Raw genomic sequence first — 18719 nt, forward strand, 5'->3', positions numbered from 1 at the left:
TCCCGCGAGCGCGCGAGTGGTGCGTGCAGATGATGACACAGGCGCGTGCCCTGTCACCAATCGCCCCCCACGGTACTAGGCACTCGGGCCACAGGGCAAAGGGCTTCGCCCGGCGGGGCGGCGCAACGTCTCGGGAGGTTCCGCGTTGGACCGGGCATGACCTCCGTCCTGCCCGGCGCCGGGTGGCGCCTGCTCGCCGCGTCCCTGGCCTCCGCCGCGTCCCTCGCCCCGCTCACCGCCGTGCCCGCCGCCGCGGCCGGTGCCGTACCGCCGCCCGTCCGGGCCGAGGACCAGGGTGATCACCTCACCGTCGTGGTCCGCGGGGCCGGCGCGGGACGGGACGGGACGTACGAGATCCGCTGCCATCCCGGGGCCGGCCGGCACCCGGACGTCGACGGGGCCTGCCGGGCGCTCGACGCGCGCACCCGCTGGGGGCGTGACCCCTTCGCGCCGGTGGCCCCGGGCACCACCTGCACCATGCTCTACGGCGGCCCGGCCACCGCCCGGGTCACCGGCACCTGGGCCGGACGCCCGGTCGACGCCTCGTACGACCGCGGCGACGGGTGCGAGATCGGGCGGTGGGACCGCATGGTGCCCCTGCTGCCGGGGATGGGCCCGGCCCGGGGAACGCGGGACTGGGCGGACGCGCCGGTTCCGTAAAGGTCCCGCGCAGGTATCGGGGAGCGACGGCATGCGGTCACGCGTTCGCCGTCACTTCCTCGTGGGACCTCCCTCTCATCCGGCGTCGCGAGCGCAACCCATGCCCTTAGACTCCCTCGCGTGACACGTCGCGGGCCGGTTGGCAAGATGGCCCGAGCGGTCGGCAAGGTGCGGTAACAGGGAGGAAGGCGTCTCGTGAGCAGCAGGCCATCCCGAGGCGCTGCTCGCCTCGCAGCCATACTCGACGCTCTGCCGGACGCGTTGGTCCTGGTCAACGCCAACGGAACGGTCGTCAACGCCAACACCATCGCGTTGGAGGCCTTCGAAGCGCCCGGTACGGCGCTCGTGGGGCGTGGGCTGCTCGATCTGCTGCCCCAGTTCGACTCCAGGCTGATCCCCGGGTCCATGCGGCGCCCCGATCACATGGATCCCCGGGGGCGGACCAAGCCGACCCGGATGGTCGCCCGGCGGACCGACGGGAGCGAGTTCCCGGTCGAGGTCACCAGCGCGAACCTGGAGAACGGGCAGCAGGCGTACGACGGTTACGGCTACACCGGTGACGAGCTGCTGATGCTCGTGGTCCGGGATCTGTCCGGGACCGTCGACACCGAGGCGGAGCTGGCCCGCTCGCAGCGGCAGACCGAAATGATCCTGCGGGCCGCGTCGGAAGGCGTCGTGGGCACCGACACCGACGGGCGGATCGTGCTCGTCAACCCGGCCGCCGCCCAGATACTGGGGTACCGGGCGGGTGAACTGGGCGGCAAGGAACTGCACACCCTGGTGCTGCACTCGCGCGCCGACGGATCGCCCTTCCCGTACGAGGAGTCTCCGCTCGCCGACACCCTGCGCTCGGGGCGCAAGCACCGGGTGCGCGGGCAGGTGCTGTGGTCCAAGGGCGACGCGAAGGTCTCGGTCGATCTGACCACCGCGCCGGTGCGGGACGGGGACCAGCTCGTCGGCGCCGTGATGACCTTCACCGACCGGCGGCCGTTCGACGCCCTGGCGGACGAGAAGGACGCGCTGGAGAAGGCGCACGCCGAGGAGCTGGAGCGGCTCTCCGAGGAGCACGCCTCCGACCTGACCGCCCTGCGCCAGCAGCACGTCACCGAGCTGGAGGAACTCCAGGACAAGCACGCGGAGGAGGTGGCGTCCGGCGAGGACCGGTACGCCGCGCTCGCCGAGCGGGAGAAGGACCGGTACGAGGCCCTCGCCGGCCGGCACGAGCAGCTGCTGACGCTGCTCGCGCAGTCGCTGCGCGGGCCGCTGGACGAGCTGCGCCGCGAGCTGTCCGCGCTGGCGGCGGACGACGCCGGGCAGCTGTGGCCCGAGGCGAACCAGGTCCTGCACCACCTGTCCGCGGGGTACTCGCGGATCACCACCCTCATCGACAACGTCCTCGGCTATCAGCGGCTGGACGCGGGCAGCGAGGACATCACCCGTACGAAGGTGATGCTGGACGCCGTCGTCGCCGCCGGGGTGGACGGGGCGGTCGAGCTGATCGGTCCGGGACGGGTGCAGTTCGCCGTGCACGCGCCGCCCATCGAGGCCGAGGTGGACCCGCAGCGGCTCGCGACCGCGCTCGCGCATCTCGTGGCGGATGTCGCCGGGGTCGACGCCACCGGCAACACGCCGCTCTCCGCGGGCGGTTACCTGGACAGCACCGTCGTGGTCGCCGCCGCCCAGCGCGGCGAGGTCGCGCGGATCGAGGTACGCGGGCCGTATGCCGGGGGAGACCCGGTGCACGAGCCGATCGTGCGCGGGATCGTGCGCGCCCACGGGGGCGTGCTCCAGACGCACGAGGTGCCGGGCATGAGCGGCAGCGCGTACGTGCTCGAAGTGCCGCTCGGCGGCGGCGCGGGCGCGGTCGCCGCGCGGCTTCCGGAGGTGGCGCAGGTCCCGAACGCCGCGCAGGTCCCGGGTGCCGCCGCGGACGACGCCGTCACGGCGGACCAGGCCGGCGGCCGGCGGCGGGCCCGGCGGGCCTCCACGGACGCCTTCCTGGAGAGTGACGTGCCCGGTGCGGGTGACGTCGTCGAGGCGGGGGCGGCCGTACCGACCGGACGGCGTCGGCGGCGTGCCGCCGCCTCCGTCGAGGAGGATGCCGCGGTCCCGGCCGAGGGCGCGGAGGACGAGTTCGGCGGGACCGGGCGACGCCGTGGCCGGCCCGCCGAGCGCGGCACCGACGGCACCGGCACGGACGACGGCGACGGCGTGGCCGAGGGGGCCGTGGTGACCGCGGCCGAGCAGGGCACGGGGGCCGCCGCCTCCGGTACGGGACTCGGTGGCACCGTGCCGCCGCAGGGCGTGCCCGTGCCCTCGGGCCGGCGTGCCCGCCGCGACTCCGGCGCCCCGCAGGCCGCCCTGCCTGCGGCGCTTCCCGCGGCCGGCGGCGAGCCGGCACCGGGCCCGCAGGCACTGCCGGCGGCCCAGGCGCTGCCCGGCGCGCAGGCCGTGCCCGCCGAGGGGACCTCGCCGGTTCCGGCGCAGGGCGGCGAGGCCGCCGCGGACGAGGACGCGCAGCCGACGGGGCGGCGCCGGCGTGCGCTGGCCGCCGCGGCCGAGCGCGCCGCCGCGCAGGAGGCGGCCGGCGCACGGACGGTCTTCGCCCTGCCGCCGGCCGAGGCCGACCGGTCCCCGCAGCCCCCGAACCCGGCGTCCGGCACCGCCGTGCCGGTGACGCCGGACGCCGGTACGCCCCTGCCCCCGGACGCCGGTGCGCCCCTGGTCCCGAACGCCGGTGTGCCCCTGCCGCCGGACGGCGGTGCGCCCTTGGTCCCGGACGCCGGTGCGCCCCTGGTCCCGGACGCCGGTTCTCCTGTCGCCCCGGGGGCGGCCGTCCCCGCCGGCGGCCGGCCGGCCTCCGTTCCCCTGCCCGGCCAGGTGCGGGTGCCCGCCCAGCCGCCGGTGACCGCCGAGGGCGTCCCGGATGACGCCGGGCGGCACGACGCCGTACCGCTCGACCAGGCCGAGGACCACACTCCGCCGCAGCCGCACCCCACCAGCGCCCCCACCGGCCGACGGCGCCGGGCCGTGGGCCGGCCGGCCGAGGCCGCGCAGCCGGTGGCGCCGGGGGCCGTACCCGGGCAGGTCCCGGCGCAGGCCGTTCCGGTGCCGCCCGTTCCCGGCCAGGTGCCGCAGGGGGCGGCCGTACCGACGGCTCCCGCTCAGGGCACCTCGGCACACGGCATTCCGGAGCAGGGCACGGCCGGTCGGGGCATCCCCGTCCAGGCGGGTGCCGTGCCGCCCGCCGGACAGGCCGGGCCCGCCGCGCCTCAGGCGGCCGTACCGGCGGCTCCCGGCGCCCCGCAGGCGGCAGCCGTGGGCCACGCCGCCGTACCCGCGCAGGGTGGGCCCGGCCGGCCCACGCCCGGTGCGCCCGGCCAGCCCGCTCCGGCACCGGCGGCACCGGCCTCGGCCGCGCCGGCCCAGGGCGCCGCGGCGCAGCCCGGACCCGCCGTGCCCGCCCAGCAGCCTCCGGCCGTGCCCGCCCAGGGCACCGGCCCGCACCCCGTTCCCGCCCAGGCGCCGCAGGCCCCGGGTGCCGCGCAGCCCGGCACCCCGCCCGCCGGTGCCGCGGTGGCGGGCCCGGGCGGACTGCCGTTGCCCGCCGAGTCCGGCACCGGACAGGTACCGGCGCAAGGCGCCCAGGCCGTACCGGTGCCGCCCGGCACCGGCGCCCCGCAGCAGTGGCCGGGTACCGGCGACGCTCCCGGAGCGGGCACGCCCGTCCCGACCGCCGGCACCCCCGCTCCCGGCACCCCGGCCGCCGGCACCCCCGTTCCGCAGGCGGTGGCGCCCGGTGCCCCGCTTCCCGGCGGGCCCGGTGGCGCGCCGCCCCAGCGGGCCGCCCAGCCGCTGCCCGCCGAGGCCGCGGGCGGCGTACCGGTCGACCCGGACTCGACACAGGGGCGGGCGATCAGCGTGCGCACGCTCGGGCAGGGCGTGCCGTTCGCCCGGCAGGCCGCCCAGGTGCAGCAGCCGACCGCGACACCGCCGCCGCACACGCCGGGCGGTTCGGGCCGGCGGCGCAAGCTCGGCACGCCCCCCGACCCGGCCACGCGCCCGGAGCCGCAGCCGGACCAGGCGGCCCGGCCGCATCCGGCGGCCGAACCGGCACCCGCACAGCCGTCGCTCGCCGGGCAGCCGTCGGTCCCGCAGCCCTCGCCGGCCGGTCAGGCGCCCGTGGCGCAGCCCTCGCTCGGCGGGCAGTCCCGGACGGCCCCGGGCACCGAGGGGGCGGGACGGTCGTACGCCATAGGCGCACCGGGACCCGACGCCGCCGAGGGGCCGGAGCCGCTGGACGGTCCCGGCGGGGCCGTGGAAGTGGCGGACACGCCGCGTCCGCAGCCCATGGACGACGAGCTGCCGCCGGAGCCGCTGGACAACCCGCGCCGGCTGCTGGTGTGGCCCGCGCCGGACGTGACGACCCAGCAGGCGCTGAGCGACCGTGGCTACCGGCCGGTCATCGTGCACTCCCGCGAGGAGGTCGACGCGCAGATCGCGGCCTTCCCCGCCGCGCTGTTCGTGGACCCGCTGACCGGGCCCATCACGCGTACGGCGCTTCAGTCGCTGCGCCAGGCCGCGGTGGCCGCCGAGGTGCCGGTGCTGGTCACGGCCGGTCTCGGGCAGGCGACGCGTGAGGCTGCGTACGGTGCCGACCCCGCGGTGCTGCTGAAGGCGCTGGCGCCCCGGGACAGCGAGCAGCATCCGCCGCGGGTGCTGCTGATCGAGGAGCACGCGGAGATCGCGCTGGCGCTGACCTCGACGCTGGAGCGGCGCGGGATGCAGGTGGCGCGGGCCGCGAACGACAACGACGCGGTGACGCTGGCGGGGCAGTTCCGGCCGAACCTCGTGGTGATGGACCTGATGCAGGTGCACCGCCGGCGGGCCGGGATCGTGGACTGGCTGCGGGCGAACGGCCTGCTCAACCGCACCCCGCTGGTCGTCTACACGGCCGCCGTCGACCAGGCCGAGCTGCCCCGGCTGGCCTCGGGCGAGACGGTGCTGTTCCTCGCGGAGCGGTCCACCAGCACCGAGGTGCAGAGCAGGATCGTGGACCTGCTGGCCCGTGTCGGCACCAACTAGGTACCGGACGGGCAGGAGCTAGCAGGCGACCAGCCTGCGGGCCGCCTCCTTGACGGAGGCCCGCAGGCGGTCCTGGTCGGCGTCCTGCGTGCCGGCGAGGATCCGCCGCATCTGCGGGACCACGGCCATCCAGTTGGTCAGCGCGGTGAGCAGGATCAGCAGGTCGCCGGGCGGGATGGCGTCGGTGATGACCCCCCGCTCCTGGCCGTCCCGGAGCGCGGCGACCTTGCGGGCGTAGTGCTCCTGGCGGGCCGCCTCGTCGGGCAGTTCGGCGCTGCCGTACTCGATGCCCTCCCAGAAGAGGAGGCGCAGCAGTTCGGGATGGGTGGCGTGGTAGTCGAGGAGGCGGTCGACCCAGCCGTCGATGTCGTCGGGGTCGACGGGGACGTCCGCCGCCAGGTCGACCATGCACCGGCCGAGGACCTGGGTGAACAGTTCCGCCTTGTTGCCGAAGTAGGCGTAGATGAGCTGTTTGTTGGCCTTGGCCGCGGTGGCGATGCGGTCGATGCGGGCACCCGCGATGCCGTGCCGGGCGAACTCGGCGACCGCCGCCTCGAAGATGCGGGCCCTGGTGGCCTCGGGGTCCCTCACTGCTGCCATGGGGACAGGGTAGGGGCATCCAGGCCGGTAACCAACTGTTTGGTTGACGGGAATGCGGTGGACGGTGCACGCTGTTGCACAGTTTCAACCAACCAGTTAGTTGTGTGAGTCGGCTCTAAGGAGTAACTCCGCTCATGCCGTCAGCCACCACCACCCGCCGGCCCGCCGAGATCCGGGTCCCCGCACGTGAGCGGTCCGCCTCCGGCACCCTCTTCCTCCTGCTCATCGCCGTCTGCACCGCCGTCACGGCCGCCAACATCTACCTCGCGGCCCCGCTGTTCCCCCTGATCGCCCACGACTTCGGCACCCTGCCCGCGGCCATCGCCTGGATCGCCTCGGTGGCCCAGCTCGGCTACGCGGCCGGCCTGCTCTTCTTCGCCCCGCTCGGCGACCGCGTGAACCGCCGCCCGCTCGTCGCCGGCCTCACCGTGGCCACCGCGGTGGCGCTGCTCGGCGCGGCCGTGGCCCCGGGCACGGCGGTCCTCGCCGTCGCCGTGTTCGTCGCCGCCGCGGCGACCGTCGTACCGCAGCTGCTCGTCCCGCTGGTCGCCGCCCGCGCCCCGGCCGACCGGCGCGGCCGGCACGTCGCGGCCGTCATCGCCGGACTGTTCACCGGCATCGTCGCGGCCCGGGTCGTCGGCGGACTCGCCGGGCAGGCCTTCGGCTGGCGCTGGGTGTTCGCCGGGTCCGCCGTGCTGACCCTCGCCCTGGGGCTGGCCACCGCCGCGGCCCTGCCGGCCGAGCGGCGCGTGCGGCAGGGCGGGCTGTTCTCCGGCATGGCCGAGCTGCCGGGGCTGCTGCGCCGCTCGCCCGACCTGTGGCGGGCGTGCCTGCGGCAGGCGGGGATGTTCGGCGCCTGGAGCGCCCTGTGGACCTCGCTCGCGCTGCTGCTGACCGGCCCCGCGTACGGTCTGTCCACCGCGACCGCCGGGCTCTTCGGCCTCTTCGGCCTGACCGCCAGCGCGGTGGCGCCGCTGGCCGGCGGGCTGGTGGACCGCTTCGGTGCCGCGAAGGTCGTCGGCACCGCCTATGCGCTGGCCGCGGTCGCCGTACCGCTGTTCTGGCTCGGCGGGCACGTGCTGCCGGCGCTGTTCGCCGCCGCGATCGCGATCCACGCGGCCCTGGTCGCCTCCCACGTCGCCAACCAGACCGTGGCCCTGACCACGACCAGCACGCCGGCCACCGCCAACACGGCCTACGTCGTCTCCGGCTTCGCCGGCGGGGCCCTCGCCTCGGCCGCCGCGGGCCCCGCCTTCGGACACTGGGGATGGACCGGGGTGAGCGCGGTGGCGGCGCTGTGGCTGGCGCTGGGCTGGGCGGCCACGGCGCGCACCGGGCGGCGGTGACCACACCACTTCGCACCGGGCGGCGGTGACCACACCGCCGCCCGGTCACGCGTCCCCGGGATCGCGGGGGCCGACCCGGGGACCGGGACGCGGGGGCCGGTGGCCGTGGGGGGCCGATGACGCGGGGACCGGGACGCGGGGGCCGATGACGCGGGGACCCGGGACGCGGGGGCCGATGAGGTGGGGGCCGGGAGACGGCCCCCACGGTCCGTCCCGTCAGATCAGGGTGACGTCCAGCCCGCCGTCCGCGTACTGGCGCCGCAGCACCTTCTTGTCGAACTTGCCCACGCTGGTCTTCGGCACCGTCTCGACGACCGTCCAGCGTTCGGGCAGCTGCCAGCGGGCGATCCGGCCCTCCTCGGCGAGGAAGGTGCGCAGGGTCTCGAAGTCGACGGTGGCGCCCGGCCGGAGGACGACGGTGGCCAGGGGGCGCTCGCCCCACTTGTCGTCGGGTACGGCGACCACCGCGGCCTCGGCGACGTCCGGGTGGGACATCAGCGCGTTCTCCAGCTCGACCGAGGAGATCCACTCGCCGCCGGACTTGATGACGTCCTTGGCGCGGTCGGTGAGGGTGAGGAAGCCGTCGGCGGAGATCGTGCCGACGTCACCGGTCTTCAGCCAGCCGTCCGCGCTGAACTTGTCGGCCGGGCGCAGGGGTTCGGCGTCGGGCCCGTTGTAGTAGGCGCCCGCGATCCAGGGGCCGCGCACCTCCAGCTCGCCCGCGGACTCGCCGTCCCAGGGCAGGCGTTCGCCGTCGGGACCGGTGAGGCGGGCCTCGACGCCGGAGGGGAAGCGGCCCTGGGTGAGCCGGTAGCCGAACTCCTCGTCGGTGCCGACCGCGTGGGCCGGCGGACGGGCCACCGTGCCGAGGGGGGAGGTCTCCGTCATGCCCCAGGCGTGACAGACCCGCATGCCGAGCCGGTCGAACGCCTCCATCAGGGACGGCGGACAGGCCGAGCCGCCGATCGTGACCTGGCCGAGGAAGGACACGTCCCGGGGGCGGGCGGTGAGTTCGCCGAGCAGGCCCTGCCAGATGGTGGGGACGGCCGCCGCGTGGGTGGGCCGCTCGCGCTCGATCATCTCGGCGAGCGGGGCCGGCTGGAGGAAGCGGTCCGGCATCAGCATGTTGACGCCGGTCATGAAGGTGGCGTGCGGCAGGCCCCAGGCGTTGACGTGGAACTGCGGGACGACGACGAGTGAGGTGTCCTGGTCGGTCAGGCCCATCGACTGGGTCATGTTGACCTGCATGGAGTGCAGGTAGATCGAGCGGTGGCTGTACACCACGCCCTTGGGGTCGCCGGTCGTGCCGGAGGTGTAGCACATGGCGGCGGCCCGGCGTTCGTCCAGCTCCGGCCAGTCGTAGTGGGCGGGCCGGTCCGCGATCAGTTCCTCGTACTCGTGCACCCGGGCGGCGGTGCCGGCCAGCGGGGCGCGGTCGCCGGGACCGGTCACGACGACGTGCTCCACCGTCGGGAGCTTCGGCAGCAGCGGCGCGAGCAGCGGGATCAGCGAGCCGTTGACGATGACGACCTTGTCGGCCGCGTGGTTGACGATCCACACCAGCTGCTCGGCGGGCAGCCGCAGGTTGAGCGTGTGCAGCACCGCGCCCATGGACGGGATGGCGAAGTACGCCTCGACGTGCTCGGCGTTGTTCCACATGAGCGTGGCCACCCGGTCGTCGCCGGTCACCCCCAGCTCGTCGCGCAGGGCGTGTGCCAGCCGGGCGCTGCGGGCCCCGACCTCGGCGAAGGTGCGCCGGTGCGGCTCGGGTTCACCGGTCCAGGTGATCACCTGCGACGATCCGTGAACCGTCGACCCATGGGTCAGGATCCTGGAGATCAGCAGCGGTACGTCCTGCATGGTGCTCAGCACGGAGTCCTCCCGGGCGACATTGCCTACGCGGTGATAGAGGTAGCGCTGATTCTGCTCACATACCGCGCGGTATGTCACTAGGGAGTATGTCACTAGGGGGAGGAATTCGCGGCTAGCGGGCCCGCTCCAGCTCCGGGTCCTCGCGCAGCTTGCCCAGCGCGCGGGACACCGCCGACTTCACCGTGCCCACCGACACCCCCAGCACCTCGGCGGTCTGCGCCTCGCTGAGGTCCTCGTAGTACCGCAGGACGACCATCGCCCGCTGACGTGCCGGCAGCTTCATGACGGCCCGCCACATCGCGTCGTGCAGCGCCTGCCGCTCGGCCGGGTCGTCGCCGCCGGGCAGGGGCTCCGGCTCGGGCAGCTCGTCGCAGGCGAACTCGTCCACTCTGCGCTTGCGCCACTGCGAGGTGCGGGTGTTCAGCAGGGCCCGGCGCACATAGCCGTCGAGCGCCCGCTGGTCCTCGATGCGCTCCCAGGCCACATAGGTCTTGGCGAGCGCGGTCTGCAGCAGGTCCTCGGCATCGCACGGGTTCGCGGTCAGCGAACGCGCGGCGCGCAGCAGGACCGGCTGGCGGGCCCGCACGTACGACGCGAACGACGGGTAGGCGGGGGTGGTCCCGCGCGAGCCGAGCCGGGCGTGGGGGACGCCCTGCCGCCCGGGTGCGGCGGCGGCCGAGGCGCTGGTGCAGACGGGTGTGGTCATGCCTCCACGCTAGGAGCGGCGCCCACCGCGGCGGATCGGCCGCAGGTCCCGAAGCGGAGTCCCCCTCAGGTTGTAGGGGTGGGGGTGGCTGCACCTCCTGAAGGTGGACGGCGGGTCCGCCCCGGCTGCGGGTCGGACCCTGAGGAATCAGCCGTCCGCCGTCAGGACCAGCCCGGACGTCGGCACCCCGGTGCCGGCCGTCACCAGGGTCCGGGACGCCCCCGGTATCTGGTTGACGGCGGTGCCCCGCACCTGGCGGACCGCCTCGGCGATGCCGTTCATGCCGTGCAGGTACGCCTCCCCGAGCTGGCCGCCGTGGGTGTTCAACGGCAGCCTCCGCTCCGCCACGAAGTCCCCCGCCTGCCCCCTCCCGCAGAAGCCGAACTCCTCCAGCTGCATCAGCACGAACGGGGTGAAGTGGTCGTACAGGATGCCCACGTCGATGTCGTCCGGGCCGAGGCCGGAGGTGCGCCACAACTGGCGGGCCACCGCGTTCATCTCGGGCAGGCCGGTCAGGTCGCCGCGGTGGAAGCCGGTCATCTGCTCCTGGGCCCGGCCGGCGCCCTGGGCCGCCGCCGCGATCACGGCCGGCGGACGCGGCAGGTCCCGGGCCCGCTCCAGGGAGGTGACGACGACCGCCTGGCCGCCGTCGGTCTCCTGGCAGCAGTCCAGCAGGCGCAGCGGCTCGGTGATCCAGCGGGACGCGGCATGGTCGGCGAGCGTGATCGGGCGGCCGTGGAAGTACGCGGCCGGGTTGGTGGCCGCGTGGGCGCGGTCCACGACGGCCACGTGCCCGAACGCCTCCGGGGTCAGCCCGTAGGCGTGCAGGTACCGCTGAGCCGCCATGGCCACCCAGGAGGCCGGGGTGAGCAGCCCGAACGGCAGCACCCAGCCGAGCGCCACGCCCTCCGCCGACGGCTCCCGGTGCCGGACCCCCGCGCCGAACCTGCGGCCCGACCGCTCGTTGAACGCCCGGTAGCAGACCACCACCTCCGCCACGCCCGTCGCCACCGCGAGCGCGGCCTGCTGGACGGTGGCGCAGGCCGCTCCGCCGCCGTAGTGCACCCGGGAGAAGAAGGACAGCTCGCCCATCCCGCAGGCCTGCGCCACGGTGATCTCGGGGCTGGTGTCCATCGTGAACGTCACCATGCCGTCCACGTCCGCCGGGGTCAGCCCCGCGTCGTCGAGCGCGGCCCGCACGGCCTCCACCGCCAGGCGCAGCTCGCTGCGCCCGGAGTCCTTGGAGAACTCGGTGGCGCCGATGCCGGCGATCGCCGCGCGTCCGCCGAGGGTGTCGCGGGTCCGCAGGCTCATCGCGTGACCTCCGGGACCGTGACCGTCACCGTGCCCGTGACGTGGTCGCCGAGTCCGTTGGCGCCGACGACCCGGACCACGGCCGTGTCGCCGTCGACCCGCTCGACGCTGCCGGTCAGCACCATGGTGTCCCCCGGGTGGTTGGGCGCGCCCAGTCTGATGGCGACCTTGCGGAGCACCGCCGTCGGGCCGAAGTGGTCCGTGACGTACCGGCCGACCAGGCCGTTCGTCGTCAGGATGTTCATGAAGACGTCCGGCGCGCCCTTCTGCCGGGCCAGCTCCGGATCGTGGTGCACGTCCTGGTAGTCCCGGGAGGCGATCGCGCCCGCCACGACGAGGGTGCGGGTCACCGGAATCTCCAGCGGTGGCAGCCGCTCGCCGGCCCTCACCGCTCCACCGCCCGGAACACGGGCAACGTCAGCTCCGCGTCGTACCGCTGGAACACGAGCCGTACCGGCAGCCCGATGCGGACCTCGTCGTACGGCACTCCCACCACGTTGCTCACCATCCGCACGCCCTCGGCGAGTTCGATCAGGCCGACCGCGTACGGGCCCGCCGCGTCGGTGGCCCGGCCGGCCGCGGCGAAGGCCGGGAAGGACGGGTGGTGCTGCACCACGTACGAGTGGACCGTGCCCTCGCCGCTCGCCTCCACCGTGTCCCAGTCCAGGCTTCCGCAGGCGTTGCAGCCGGGCAGCCAGGGGTGGCGCAGGAGGCCGCAGCCCGTGCAGCGCTGGATGAGGAGGCGGTGCTCGGCCACGCCCTGCCAGAAGCCGGCGTTGTCCCGGTTGACCACCGGGCGGGGGCGGGGAGGGCGGGGTCCGCGGGGCGCGGGGGCGTATTTAAGGATGCGGAAGCGGTGGGTGCCGACCGGCTCACCGCCCACCCGCAGGTCCGTCCTGGTCGTGACGAAGTAGCCCGTGCCCAGCTTCGTCGTCTTGCGGCCGGAGACCGCCTCGATCACCGTGTCGAACGCGACCTCGTCACCCGGCCGCAGCGGTCGCAGGTACTCCTGCTCGCAGTCGGTGGCCACCACGGCGGTGCAGCCGGACGCCTCCAGCAAACCGAGCAGTTCGTCGTACGCCCCGGTGCGGCCCTGGTGTCCGGACAGGCCGCCCATCGTCCAGACCTGGAGCATGGTGGGCGGGGCGACGGCGTCCGGGCCGGTGTAGGCGGGGTTGGTGTCGCCCATCGCCTCGCACCAGTGCCGGATCATCGGCGCGTTCACCGGGTCCTTGCCGATGCCGGAGAGGGCCGCGGGCAGCCCCTCGAACTCCTTCAGACGCGCGCCCAGTTCGTCGTACCGCCGCTCGTCGCTCACGCCACCACCCCCTGGCTCGGCTCGGGACAGTTTCTGACTGTCCGTCAGATACGCCGGGGTGTCAAGGTCACCCGCCTGCGCGCCCGCGCCCCGGAGCACGCCGACGCGGCGGTACCGGAGTACCGCCGCGCGGACGTGTCACGACCCCGAAGTACACCCCGCGAGCACCCTCGTCAGGAGGGCCCTCGCCCCCGGCTCACCAGAGGTGGTCGAAGAGGACGGAGACGTCCTCGTTGCCCTGCTGGAGGGCGTGGACGCGGAGCCGTTGACCTGAGCGGTGTTGCTCTGGTCCGAGGCGCCGGAGCCGGCCGCGTTCTGGTTCGTGGTGGCCGCGTTGCCGTGGTTGTCGCCACCCACCCCGCCGCCGAGGACGGCCGCCACGCCGGAGTCAGCCCTTCAGCCGACACAAGGGATGAATCGTTCCAGCACCTTTCCGGCCCCTCGGCCGCGCACCGGCACGCCGGCGCGACCCACCCTTCCCTTTTTCGAACGTACGTACGAACATGGAGGCATGGCCACCACCGACCGGCAGGCCACGACGCTGGCCCTCGCACACGCCCTGTCAGCCGCCGAACGCGGCCTGGCCGTGATCCCCCTGTCCCGGACGAAGCTCCCGGCCCTGCGCTCCCCGCACCGCGACGAACCGGATCCCCCGGACCGTCCCTGCCACGGCGAGTGCGGCCGCTTCGGCCACGGCGTGTACGACGCCTCCACCGACCCCGACCGCATCCGCGCACTCTTCGCCGCCGCCCCCTGGGCCACCGGCTACGGCATCGCCTGCGGCCTGCCCCCGTACCACCTGATCGGCGTCGACCTGGACACCAAGTCCGGCACGGACTCCTCGGCCGCGCTGCGCGAACTGGCCCTGCGCCATCTGTTCACCCTCCCGGAGACGGTCGTCGTCCTCACCCCGAGCGGAGGCCGCCACCTGTGGCTGACCGGCCCGCCGGACCTGGTCGTCCCCAACTCGGCCGGCCGGCTCGCCCCCGGCATCGACATCCGGGGCGCCGGCGGCTACCTCGTGGGCCCCGGCTCCCGCACCGACCACGGCGTCTACACCGCCGCGCCCGGCACCGCCCGGCTGGCCCCGGCGCCCTGCCCCCCGTCCCTCCTCCGCCTCCTGCTGCCCCCGCCGCGCGCCCACACCCCGGCGCCGCCGGTCTCCGGCGACCACGGCCGCGGCCTGGTCCAGTTCGTCCTCTCCGCACACGAGGGCCAGCGCAACACCCGACTCTTCTGGGCGGCCTGCCGCGCCTACGAGAACGGCATCGGCCCCGCGCTGGTGGCCCCCCTCACCGAGGCGGCCCTCCACACGGGCCTGTCGGAACGCGAGGCCCGTGCCACGATCGCCTCGGCGGCCCGGATGACGGGGCACCGACCCTGAGCCGGGCACACCACGACGGCCGCCCACCGACCGCGCCGGGCGCAACCACGACGGCCGCCCCCGGCTGAACAGGCGATGCGGCCCGATGACTCTTACGATCCGAAGGTGACGGACATACCCGACGAACTGCTGAAGCTGGAACGCTCCACCGAAGAGGAGCGCGCCCGCCTGGCGGGCCTCACCGGCGACGAGTACGAGGAGCAGCGGCGCCGCTGGTGCGCGGTCGCGGAGGCGCTGCAGGCGGCGATCACCGCACACGCCGAGGCGACGGGGACCGACCCGCACGAGGTGGAGGGTGCGGTCCGGCTGGCCGTACGGCAGGGGCAGGAAGACCCGGCCGTGGAGTAACGCTCACCAGAACACGGAGCGATCACGTCATCGCATCGACCGGCTACGCGCCTCTCACCGATGACCGGCATCCTCACCTGCGCGGATACGATCCCCGACCATGAAGCATTCGGTGATCGCGCTGGTCAGCGCAGGAGCAATCGCGCTCGCCGCGGGCGGGTACGCCGTCGGAGCGACGCGGCACGACAGCGCGTCCGAGCGGTCCGCCACGTGCCGGCGGGCCGGCAGCGACTTCGGGAAGCGGGCCGACCAGCTACGGGAGCAGAGGAAGCGCGAAGCCCGCGAGGAGGGCTTGCTCAACCCGTACGCGGAATCGGCCCGAGTGCAGATCCTCGGCCTGATCGTCGAGCAGAACCCGACCTGTTTCGGTAGCGCGACTCGTGCGGCAGCGGCGTATCTGCAGAAGCTTCGATCCACGGACGCGGAGGGTGCCGAGGCGGGGGAGGACGTCGCCGCCTGTGAACTCCTCGGCATCCCCGCCAAGGACTGCTCGGTCACAGCAGACGGCTGAGTGCGCCGACGGCGCGGCACAGGTCGTCCGTGCCCCGGCGACGCGTGTGCCGCAGTCGGCCGCCATGGACAAGGGCGAGCGGCTCAGCGGACGTGGCCCCGTCCCGGAGGCCGGAGCGGAACCGGCGCGCACGGTGCCGAGCAGTCACCTCGCAACACCACGGCCCCCGACCGGACGTCCAGGTCAGGGGCCGCTCTCAGTGCTCACCACGCGGAGGCGGTGGAATTTGAACCCACGGTGACATCGCTGCCCCGACGGTTTTCAAGACCGCGCCCTTAGGCCGCTCGGGCAACCCGGGATGACCAATCAAGACCCGTCGCTTTTGCCCGCCTCACATCGCACCTTACGCCCAGCTCGTTCTCGTATGCAGCTTGAAGGTCAAGCCCTTGTTCATCGAGCGCCCGAAGGTATTTCTGAGCCTGGCCGACCGCTTCGTGTACGTCGTTACCGACGATCCAATGATTGCGGTTTCGCTTAACGAGTCGCGGAATATTTGGACCCTTGAGCTCTACGCTATGCAGGGAGCCGTCTGAGCAGATGAGCAGGGGCCGGAGGCATGGGGAGGGCAGGGCCTCATCTACTGCTCGCCTGCCGGTTGAGTGCGAGGTTGTACAGGCGGGCGATGCCGTGCGTCGCATGCTGCACTCCATCGCCTCTCAGGCGGCAGTCTCGGAGGATCTTCCAGGTCTTCATGCGGGCCAAGGCGTGCTCGACGCGGGCGCGGACCTGGCGGTGAGAAGCGTTGTGCTCTTCCCCTGCCCGCGTCCCGACTGCGGGTGGGCCGAGAAGTACGCCGAGCGGACCCGCGTACCTGACGACGGCTTCGAGCGGGCAACGGTCTCGGCCGTGTGTCTCCACCATGGCGAGTACGAGGTGGTCATCGAACCGGCGGACGGCGGCTACCTGGACCTGGCCACGCTCTACCGGAACCTGGTCAAAGAACTGATGATCAGCGGGGCGGTCGGCACGCTGTATGTCATGGTCAAGGGCAGCGACTGGATACCCGGCTGCATCCTCGTCGACGGTGCCCTCCAGGGGGTCGGCCTCACCCGAGGGCAGTTGCCCGCCCGGCTGTCCTGCCCCCAAGTTGTCACGGACACGGGCGCGAAGCTGTCCAAGTCCCTGATCCGCGAGGGGCGCGCACCCTTGCCGGACGGTGCGGCCCCGTGATGCTCGACACCCGAGAGTGGCCCGGCTCGTTGGGTGAGTACGTCGACCGCTTGCTCGGTCCGACGGACGTGTTACTCGCTGCGTCCGCGAACTGAACCTCTACCGCCGATACTTCGATCTTGTCACCGCCGGCCAGAAGACGATCGAGGTGCGGGTGAAGTATCCCCACCTCGAAGACCTGGCCGCCGGAGACGTCATCCGCTTCCGCGTCAAGGGCACGGACGAGACCTGTGTCGTCCTGGTGAAGCGGGTCACGGAGTACAAGACGTTCGAGGAACTGCTCGACGGGGAGGGTCCGGCGAACGTCGATCCGACCTCCTCTCGCGAGCAGCAGCTCGCCGATATCCGCGAGATCTACCCGGCGGAGAAGGAAGCGCTCGGCGTGCTCGCCATCGAAATCGAGCTGCTGCCGCAGTAAGCCGCCGTGTCGCCCTCGCTCCCCCGAGAGGGCGTACGGAAAAGAGACCGGCTGGTCCAGCCGGTTGAAGCATCCGACGTGGAGGCTTGACCGCCCCGGCAGCCCCGCCCAGCTCCGGTACCTGGGTGCAAACTCGCCATCCGCCTGATCGTTACCCTCGCAGAACGAAGCCCCTCACTGGCTCGGCGATGTGTGCTGCGGCGGCACGAGCGCCAGCTCTCCGCCGGACGGAGTGCCCGCCTCCCTGCCGTGTGTCCGCCAGGTGGTGCCCCGCCGCAGCCGACCGAGATACCGGTAGAAGCGGTCCGGGAGGAACACGGCATCCGCAACGATCATCGCGCCGGAGAAGAGCGGCAGGCCCAAAAAGAGCGCGATACCCAGGTGCATGCCCAACAGCACTGCCAGCACGGGGTACTTGAGTCTGCCGAAGAGGACGAACGGGAAGGCCACCTGCACCAGCACCGTCAGGTAGCAGACGACAGTGATGAGTACGTCGTGTCGGTCCGCCATGGTGGAGAGCACCGGCCAGGGCCGGAACACGTCGAGGTTCAGGGCGTAGTGGAGGGCACTTCCGTTGCCCCAGGTGGCGCCCTGCACCTTGTACAGGCCCGCGGATCCGTAGAGGAAGCAGACCTGGGCGGCGATGACGAGCATGCCGCAGTTGTGCAGCACGGTGACCACCGTCAGGCGCGCGTCGCGGAGGTGGCGTCGCAGCTCGCCGGACGGCTGGTCCAGCGGAAGCCGGTGAGTCCTGTCGGCGGATACCAGCCGGGCCCTGCGCGCGTCCAGGGACCAGCGTCGGCCGCATGCGGTGACGACGAGGTAGAGGGCCATGAGGAGGATGAGGTTGTCCCCTCCGTCCGTCATGAAGATCGCCCTGGCGTGAAACGAGGCCACCACGACCGCGAAGAGCACAGACACCGCTCTGGTCCGCCAGCCCAGCATGAACAGTGCGGAGGTGACGAGGGCCACCGTGTAGCAGACCTCGAAGTAGGCGCGGCTGTCGGACAGGGTGAGGATGCTGGCCCATCCGGTCTGGTCGAAGAGTTGCCCGGCCAGTGTCGGCGTCCACGGTGCGCCGGGACCCCAGATCTCGTCGCGGTGGGGAAATTCGCGCAGTAGGAAGGCGAAGTACAGGAACCCGTACCCGATACGCAGAACCGCCGCGGCATACAGGGAGATCGGCTGTTCCAGCAGGAGGGTGAGGAGCGTGAGGATGCGGGCGGGCATGTGCTGCGACGCGCGTACGCCCGCCCGCTCGGTGCCGTGTCCGGGGCGCGAGGGCATGGTTGCCGCGATCGGTGTCTGCTCAGCCTGTTGCATGGGGGGCCACCTTCCACCAGGGCAGGTAACGGGTGTCCGCGGGCTTCTGTGCTGCCGCGGCGGGTTCGGGGCCCACCGCTGCGGGCGCGGCGACGGGCAGGCTGACCACTCGCAGCTGGATGGACTCGAACGCGCCGTGATGCCGAGCGGCGACGCGCTCCGCCGCGATGTTGCGCAGGTATTCCTGGATCATCACAGCGCGCTGGGAGTGCGGCCGATCGTCGCCTCCGTGCGTCTCGAGGTAGGAAGTCCAGGCCCGGCGCAGCATGTTCTGCGCGGTATGGCTCGGGAAGGGGTCGTGTCTCACCGCGGCTGTATCGACGGCGCTCAGGTCGAACCAGCCGCTGACCCGGACGGCGCCATCCGCAGCGGTGTGCATGGTCCGCGCCGAGATCCTCCGGTTGACCGACTCCGGGTCCGGGGCGAAGAGTCGCCAGTTCTGCTCGAACAGCGGGAAGACCCAGGCGTCGACCTGCCGGCTGTATTGCCGGGAAACGGGATTCGGTGGTGCCACCTCCAGGAACACCAGGAGCACGTGCACCAAGGTCATCGCCAGACACAAGACTACGGCGACTCGTACCCCGGCCCTGACGGCGAGGGGGGGCTTCGACGGTGTGTCGACGGCAAGTGGTCCGCTGCCCCCGTTCTGCACGGCTCGCCCGGC

General features: G+C 73.5%; 17 protein-coding genes and 2 pseudogenes. 8 read left to right on the forward strand and 11 right to left on the reverse strand.

Annotated elements, in window-relative coordinates; genetic code table 11:
- Nucleotides 1–156 precede the first annotated feature (156 nt).
- Together ACZ7KF_RS14955 and ACZ7KF_RS14960 are read left to right on the forward strand one after the other, a co-directional pair.
- On the forward strand, nucleotides 157–660 hold the full coding sequence (locus ACZ7KF_RS14955; RefSeq protein ID WP_471073645.1) for an SSI family serine proteinase inhibitor: 504 nt from the start codon (nucleotides 157–159) through the stop codon (nucleotides 658–660).
- Nucleotides 661–855: 195 nt separating this feature from the next.
- A complete protein-coding gene (locus tag ACZ7KF_RS14960) occupies nucleotides 856–5745 on the forward strand; it encodes a hybrid sensor histidine kinase/response regulator (protein ID WP_471073648.1) in 4890 nt (1629 codons plus the stop codon).
- 18 nt (nucleotides 5746–5763) lie between these two features.
- On the opposite strand, the gene ACZ7KF_RS14965 is transcribed toward ACZ7KF_RS14960, so the two are convergent.
- Complete coding sequence (locus tag ACZ7KF_RS14965; protein WP_471073650.1) at nucleotides 5764–6345, reverse strand: TetR/AcrR family transcriptional regulator; 582 nt, start codon at nucleotides 6343–6345, stop codon at nucleotides 5764–5766.
- Nucleotides 6346–6479: 134 nt separating this feature from the next.
- Between ACZ7KF_RS14965 and ACZ7KF_RS14970 the strand changes: the two genes are divergently transcribed.
- Entirely contained in the window at nucleotides 6480–7691 is a 1212-nt protein-coding gene (locus ACZ7KF_RS14970) for an MFS transporter (RefSeq protein ID WP_471073653.1), read from the forward strand.
- Between the two features lie 216 nt (nucleotides 7692–7907).
- Here ACZ7KF_RS14970 and ACZ7KF_RS14975 read toward each other — a convergent pair whose 3' ends face one another.
- From ACZ7KF_RS14975 to ACZ7KF_RS15000, 6 genes and pseudogenes are all read right to left on the reverse strand, one after another.
- Entirely contained in the window at nucleotides 7908–9551 is a 1644-nt protein-coding gene (locus tag ACZ7KF_RS14975) for a long-chain fatty acid--CoA ligase (protein WP_471074471.1), read from the reverse strand.
- Nucleotides 9552–9675: 124 nt separating this feature from the next.
- Nucleotides 9676–10269, reverse strand: coding sequence for a SigE family RNA polymerase sigma factor (locus tag ACZ7KF_RS14980; RefSeq protein ID WP_471073656.1), 594 nt, complete (start codon nucleotides 10267–10269; stop codon nucleotides 9676–9678).
- Nucleotides 10270–10416: 147 nt separating this feature from the next.
- Nucleotides 10417–11583, reverse strand: a complete 1167-nt coding sequence (locus tag ACZ7KF_RS14985; RefSeq protein ID WP_471073659.1) for a lipid-transfer protein — start codon at nucleotides 11581–11583, stop codon at nucleotides 10417–10419.
- Nucleotides 11580–11972: a MaoC/PaaZ C-terminal domain-containing protein gene (locus ACZ7KF_RS14990; RefSeq protein WP_471073661.1), complete on the reverse strand. Its 393-nt coding sequence runs from the start codon at nucleotides 11970–11972 to the stop codon at nucleotides 11580–11582. The genes ACZ7KF_RS14985 and ACZ7KF_RS14990 overlap by 4 nt, the downstream gene beginning before the upstream one ends.
- Nucleotides 11969–12901: a bifunctional MaoC family dehydratase N-terminal/OB-fold nucleic acid binding domain-containing protein gene (locus ACZ7KF_RS14995; RefSeq protein ID WP_471073664.1), complete on the reverse strand. Its 933-nt coding sequence runs from the start codon at nucleotides 12899–12901 to the stop codon at nucleotides 11969–11971. The genes ACZ7KF_RS14990 and ACZ7KF_RS14995 overlap by 4 nt, the downstream gene beginning before the upstream one ends.
- 196 nt (nucleotides 12902–13097) lie before the next feature.
- Nucleotides 13098–13294: pseudogene (locus ACZ7KF_RS15000) on the reverse strand (hypothetical protein); the annotation flags it as partial.
- Nucleotides 13295–13412: 118 nt separating this feature from the next.
- Between ACZ7KF_RS15000 and ACZ7KF_RS15005 the strand changes: the two are divergent.
- The 3 genes from ACZ7KF_RS15005 to ACZ7KF_RS15015 all read left to right on the forward strand — a co-directional run bounded on the left by ACZ7KF_RS15005 (nucleotide 13413) and on the right by ACZ7KF_RS15015 (nucleotide 15144).
- On the forward strand, nucleotides 13413–14285 hold the full coding sequence (locus ACZ7KF_RS15005) for a bifunctional DNA primase/polymerase (RefSeq protein WP_471073667.1): 873 nt from the start codon (nucleotides 13413–13415) through the stop codon (nucleotides 14283–14285).
- A 105-nt stretch (nucleotides 14286–14390) separates the two neighbouring features.
- Nucleotides 14391–14633, forward strand: coding sequence for a hypothetical protein (locus tag ACZ7KF_RS15010; protein ID WP_471073670.1), 243 nt, complete (start codon nucleotides 14391–14393; stop codon nucleotides 14631–14633).
- A gap of 100 nt (nucleotides 14634–14733) precedes the next feature.
- The gene (locus ACZ7KF_RS15015; protein WP_471073673.1) at nucleotides 14734–15144 is read left to right on the forward strand and encodes a hypothetical protein; all 411 of its coding nucleotides are present in this window, start codon (nucleotides 14734–14736) and stop codon (nucleotides 15142–15144) included.
- Nucleotides 15145–15419: 275 nt separating this feature from the next.
- On the opposite strand, the gene ACZ7KF_RS15020 is transcribed toward ACZ7KF_RS15015, so the two are convergent.
- Together ACZ7KF_RS15020 and ACZ7KF_RS15025 are read right to left on the reverse strand one after the other, a co-directional pair.
- The gene (locus tag ACZ7KF_RS15020; RefSeq protein WP_471073676.1) at nucleotides 15420–15794 is read right to left on the reverse strand and encodes a Shedu anti-phage system protein SduA domain-containing protein; all 375 of its coding nucleotides are present in this window, start codon (nucleotides 15792–15794) and stop codon (nucleotides 15420–15422) included.
- Nucleotides 15718–15897: pseudogene (locus ACZ7KF_RS15025) on the reverse strand (IS5/IS1182 family transposase); the annotation flags it as partial. The pseudogene ACZ7KF_RS15025 and the gene ACZ7KF_RS15020, both read right to left, overlap by 77 nt.
- A gap of 93 nt (nucleotides 15898–15990) precedes the next feature.
- Between ACZ7KF_RS15025 and ACZ7KF_RS15030 the strand changes: the two are divergent.
- Both ACZ7KF_RS15030 and ACZ7KF_RS15035 read left to right on the forward strand, forming a co-directional pair.
- Nucleotides 15991–16314 (forward strand): hypothetical protein, encoded by a 324-nt coding sequence (locus ACZ7KF_RS15030; protein WP_471073679.1) that lies wholly within the window; start codon nucleotides 15991–15993, stop codon nucleotides 16312–16314.
- Nucleotides 16315–16405: 91 nt separating this feature from the next.
- Nucleotides 16406–16732 carry an ASCH domain-containing protein gene (locus ACZ7KF_RS15035; RefSeq protein ID WP_471074474.1) on the forward strand — a complete coding sequence of 109 codons (327 nt, stop codon included), beginning with the start codon at nucleotides 16406–16408 and terminating at the stop codon, nucleotides 16730–16732.
- Nucleotides 16733–16906: 174 nt separating this feature from the next.
- Here ACZ7KF_RS15035 and ACZ7KF_RS15040 read toward each other — a convergent pair whose 3' ends face one another.
- Both ACZ7KF_RS15040 and ACZ7KF_RS15045 read right to left on the reverse strand, forming a co-directional pair.
- Complete coding sequence (locus ACZ7KF_RS15040; RefSeq protein WP_471074477.1) at nucleotides 16907–17962, reverse strand: HTTM domain-containing protein; 1056 nt, start codon at nucleotides 17960–17962, stop codon at nucleotides 16907–16909.
- Between the two features lie 79 nt (nucleotides 17963–18041).
- On the reverse strand, nucleotides 18042–18605 hold the full coding sequence (locus tag ACZ7KF_RS15045; protein ID WP_471073682.1) for a DUF5819 family protein: 564 nt from the start codon (nucleotides 18603–18605) through the stop codon (nucleotides 18042–18044).
- Nucleotides 18606–18719 lie beyond the last annotated feature (114 nt).

This window comes from Streptomyces sp. NPDC038200 (assembly GCF_055600785.1).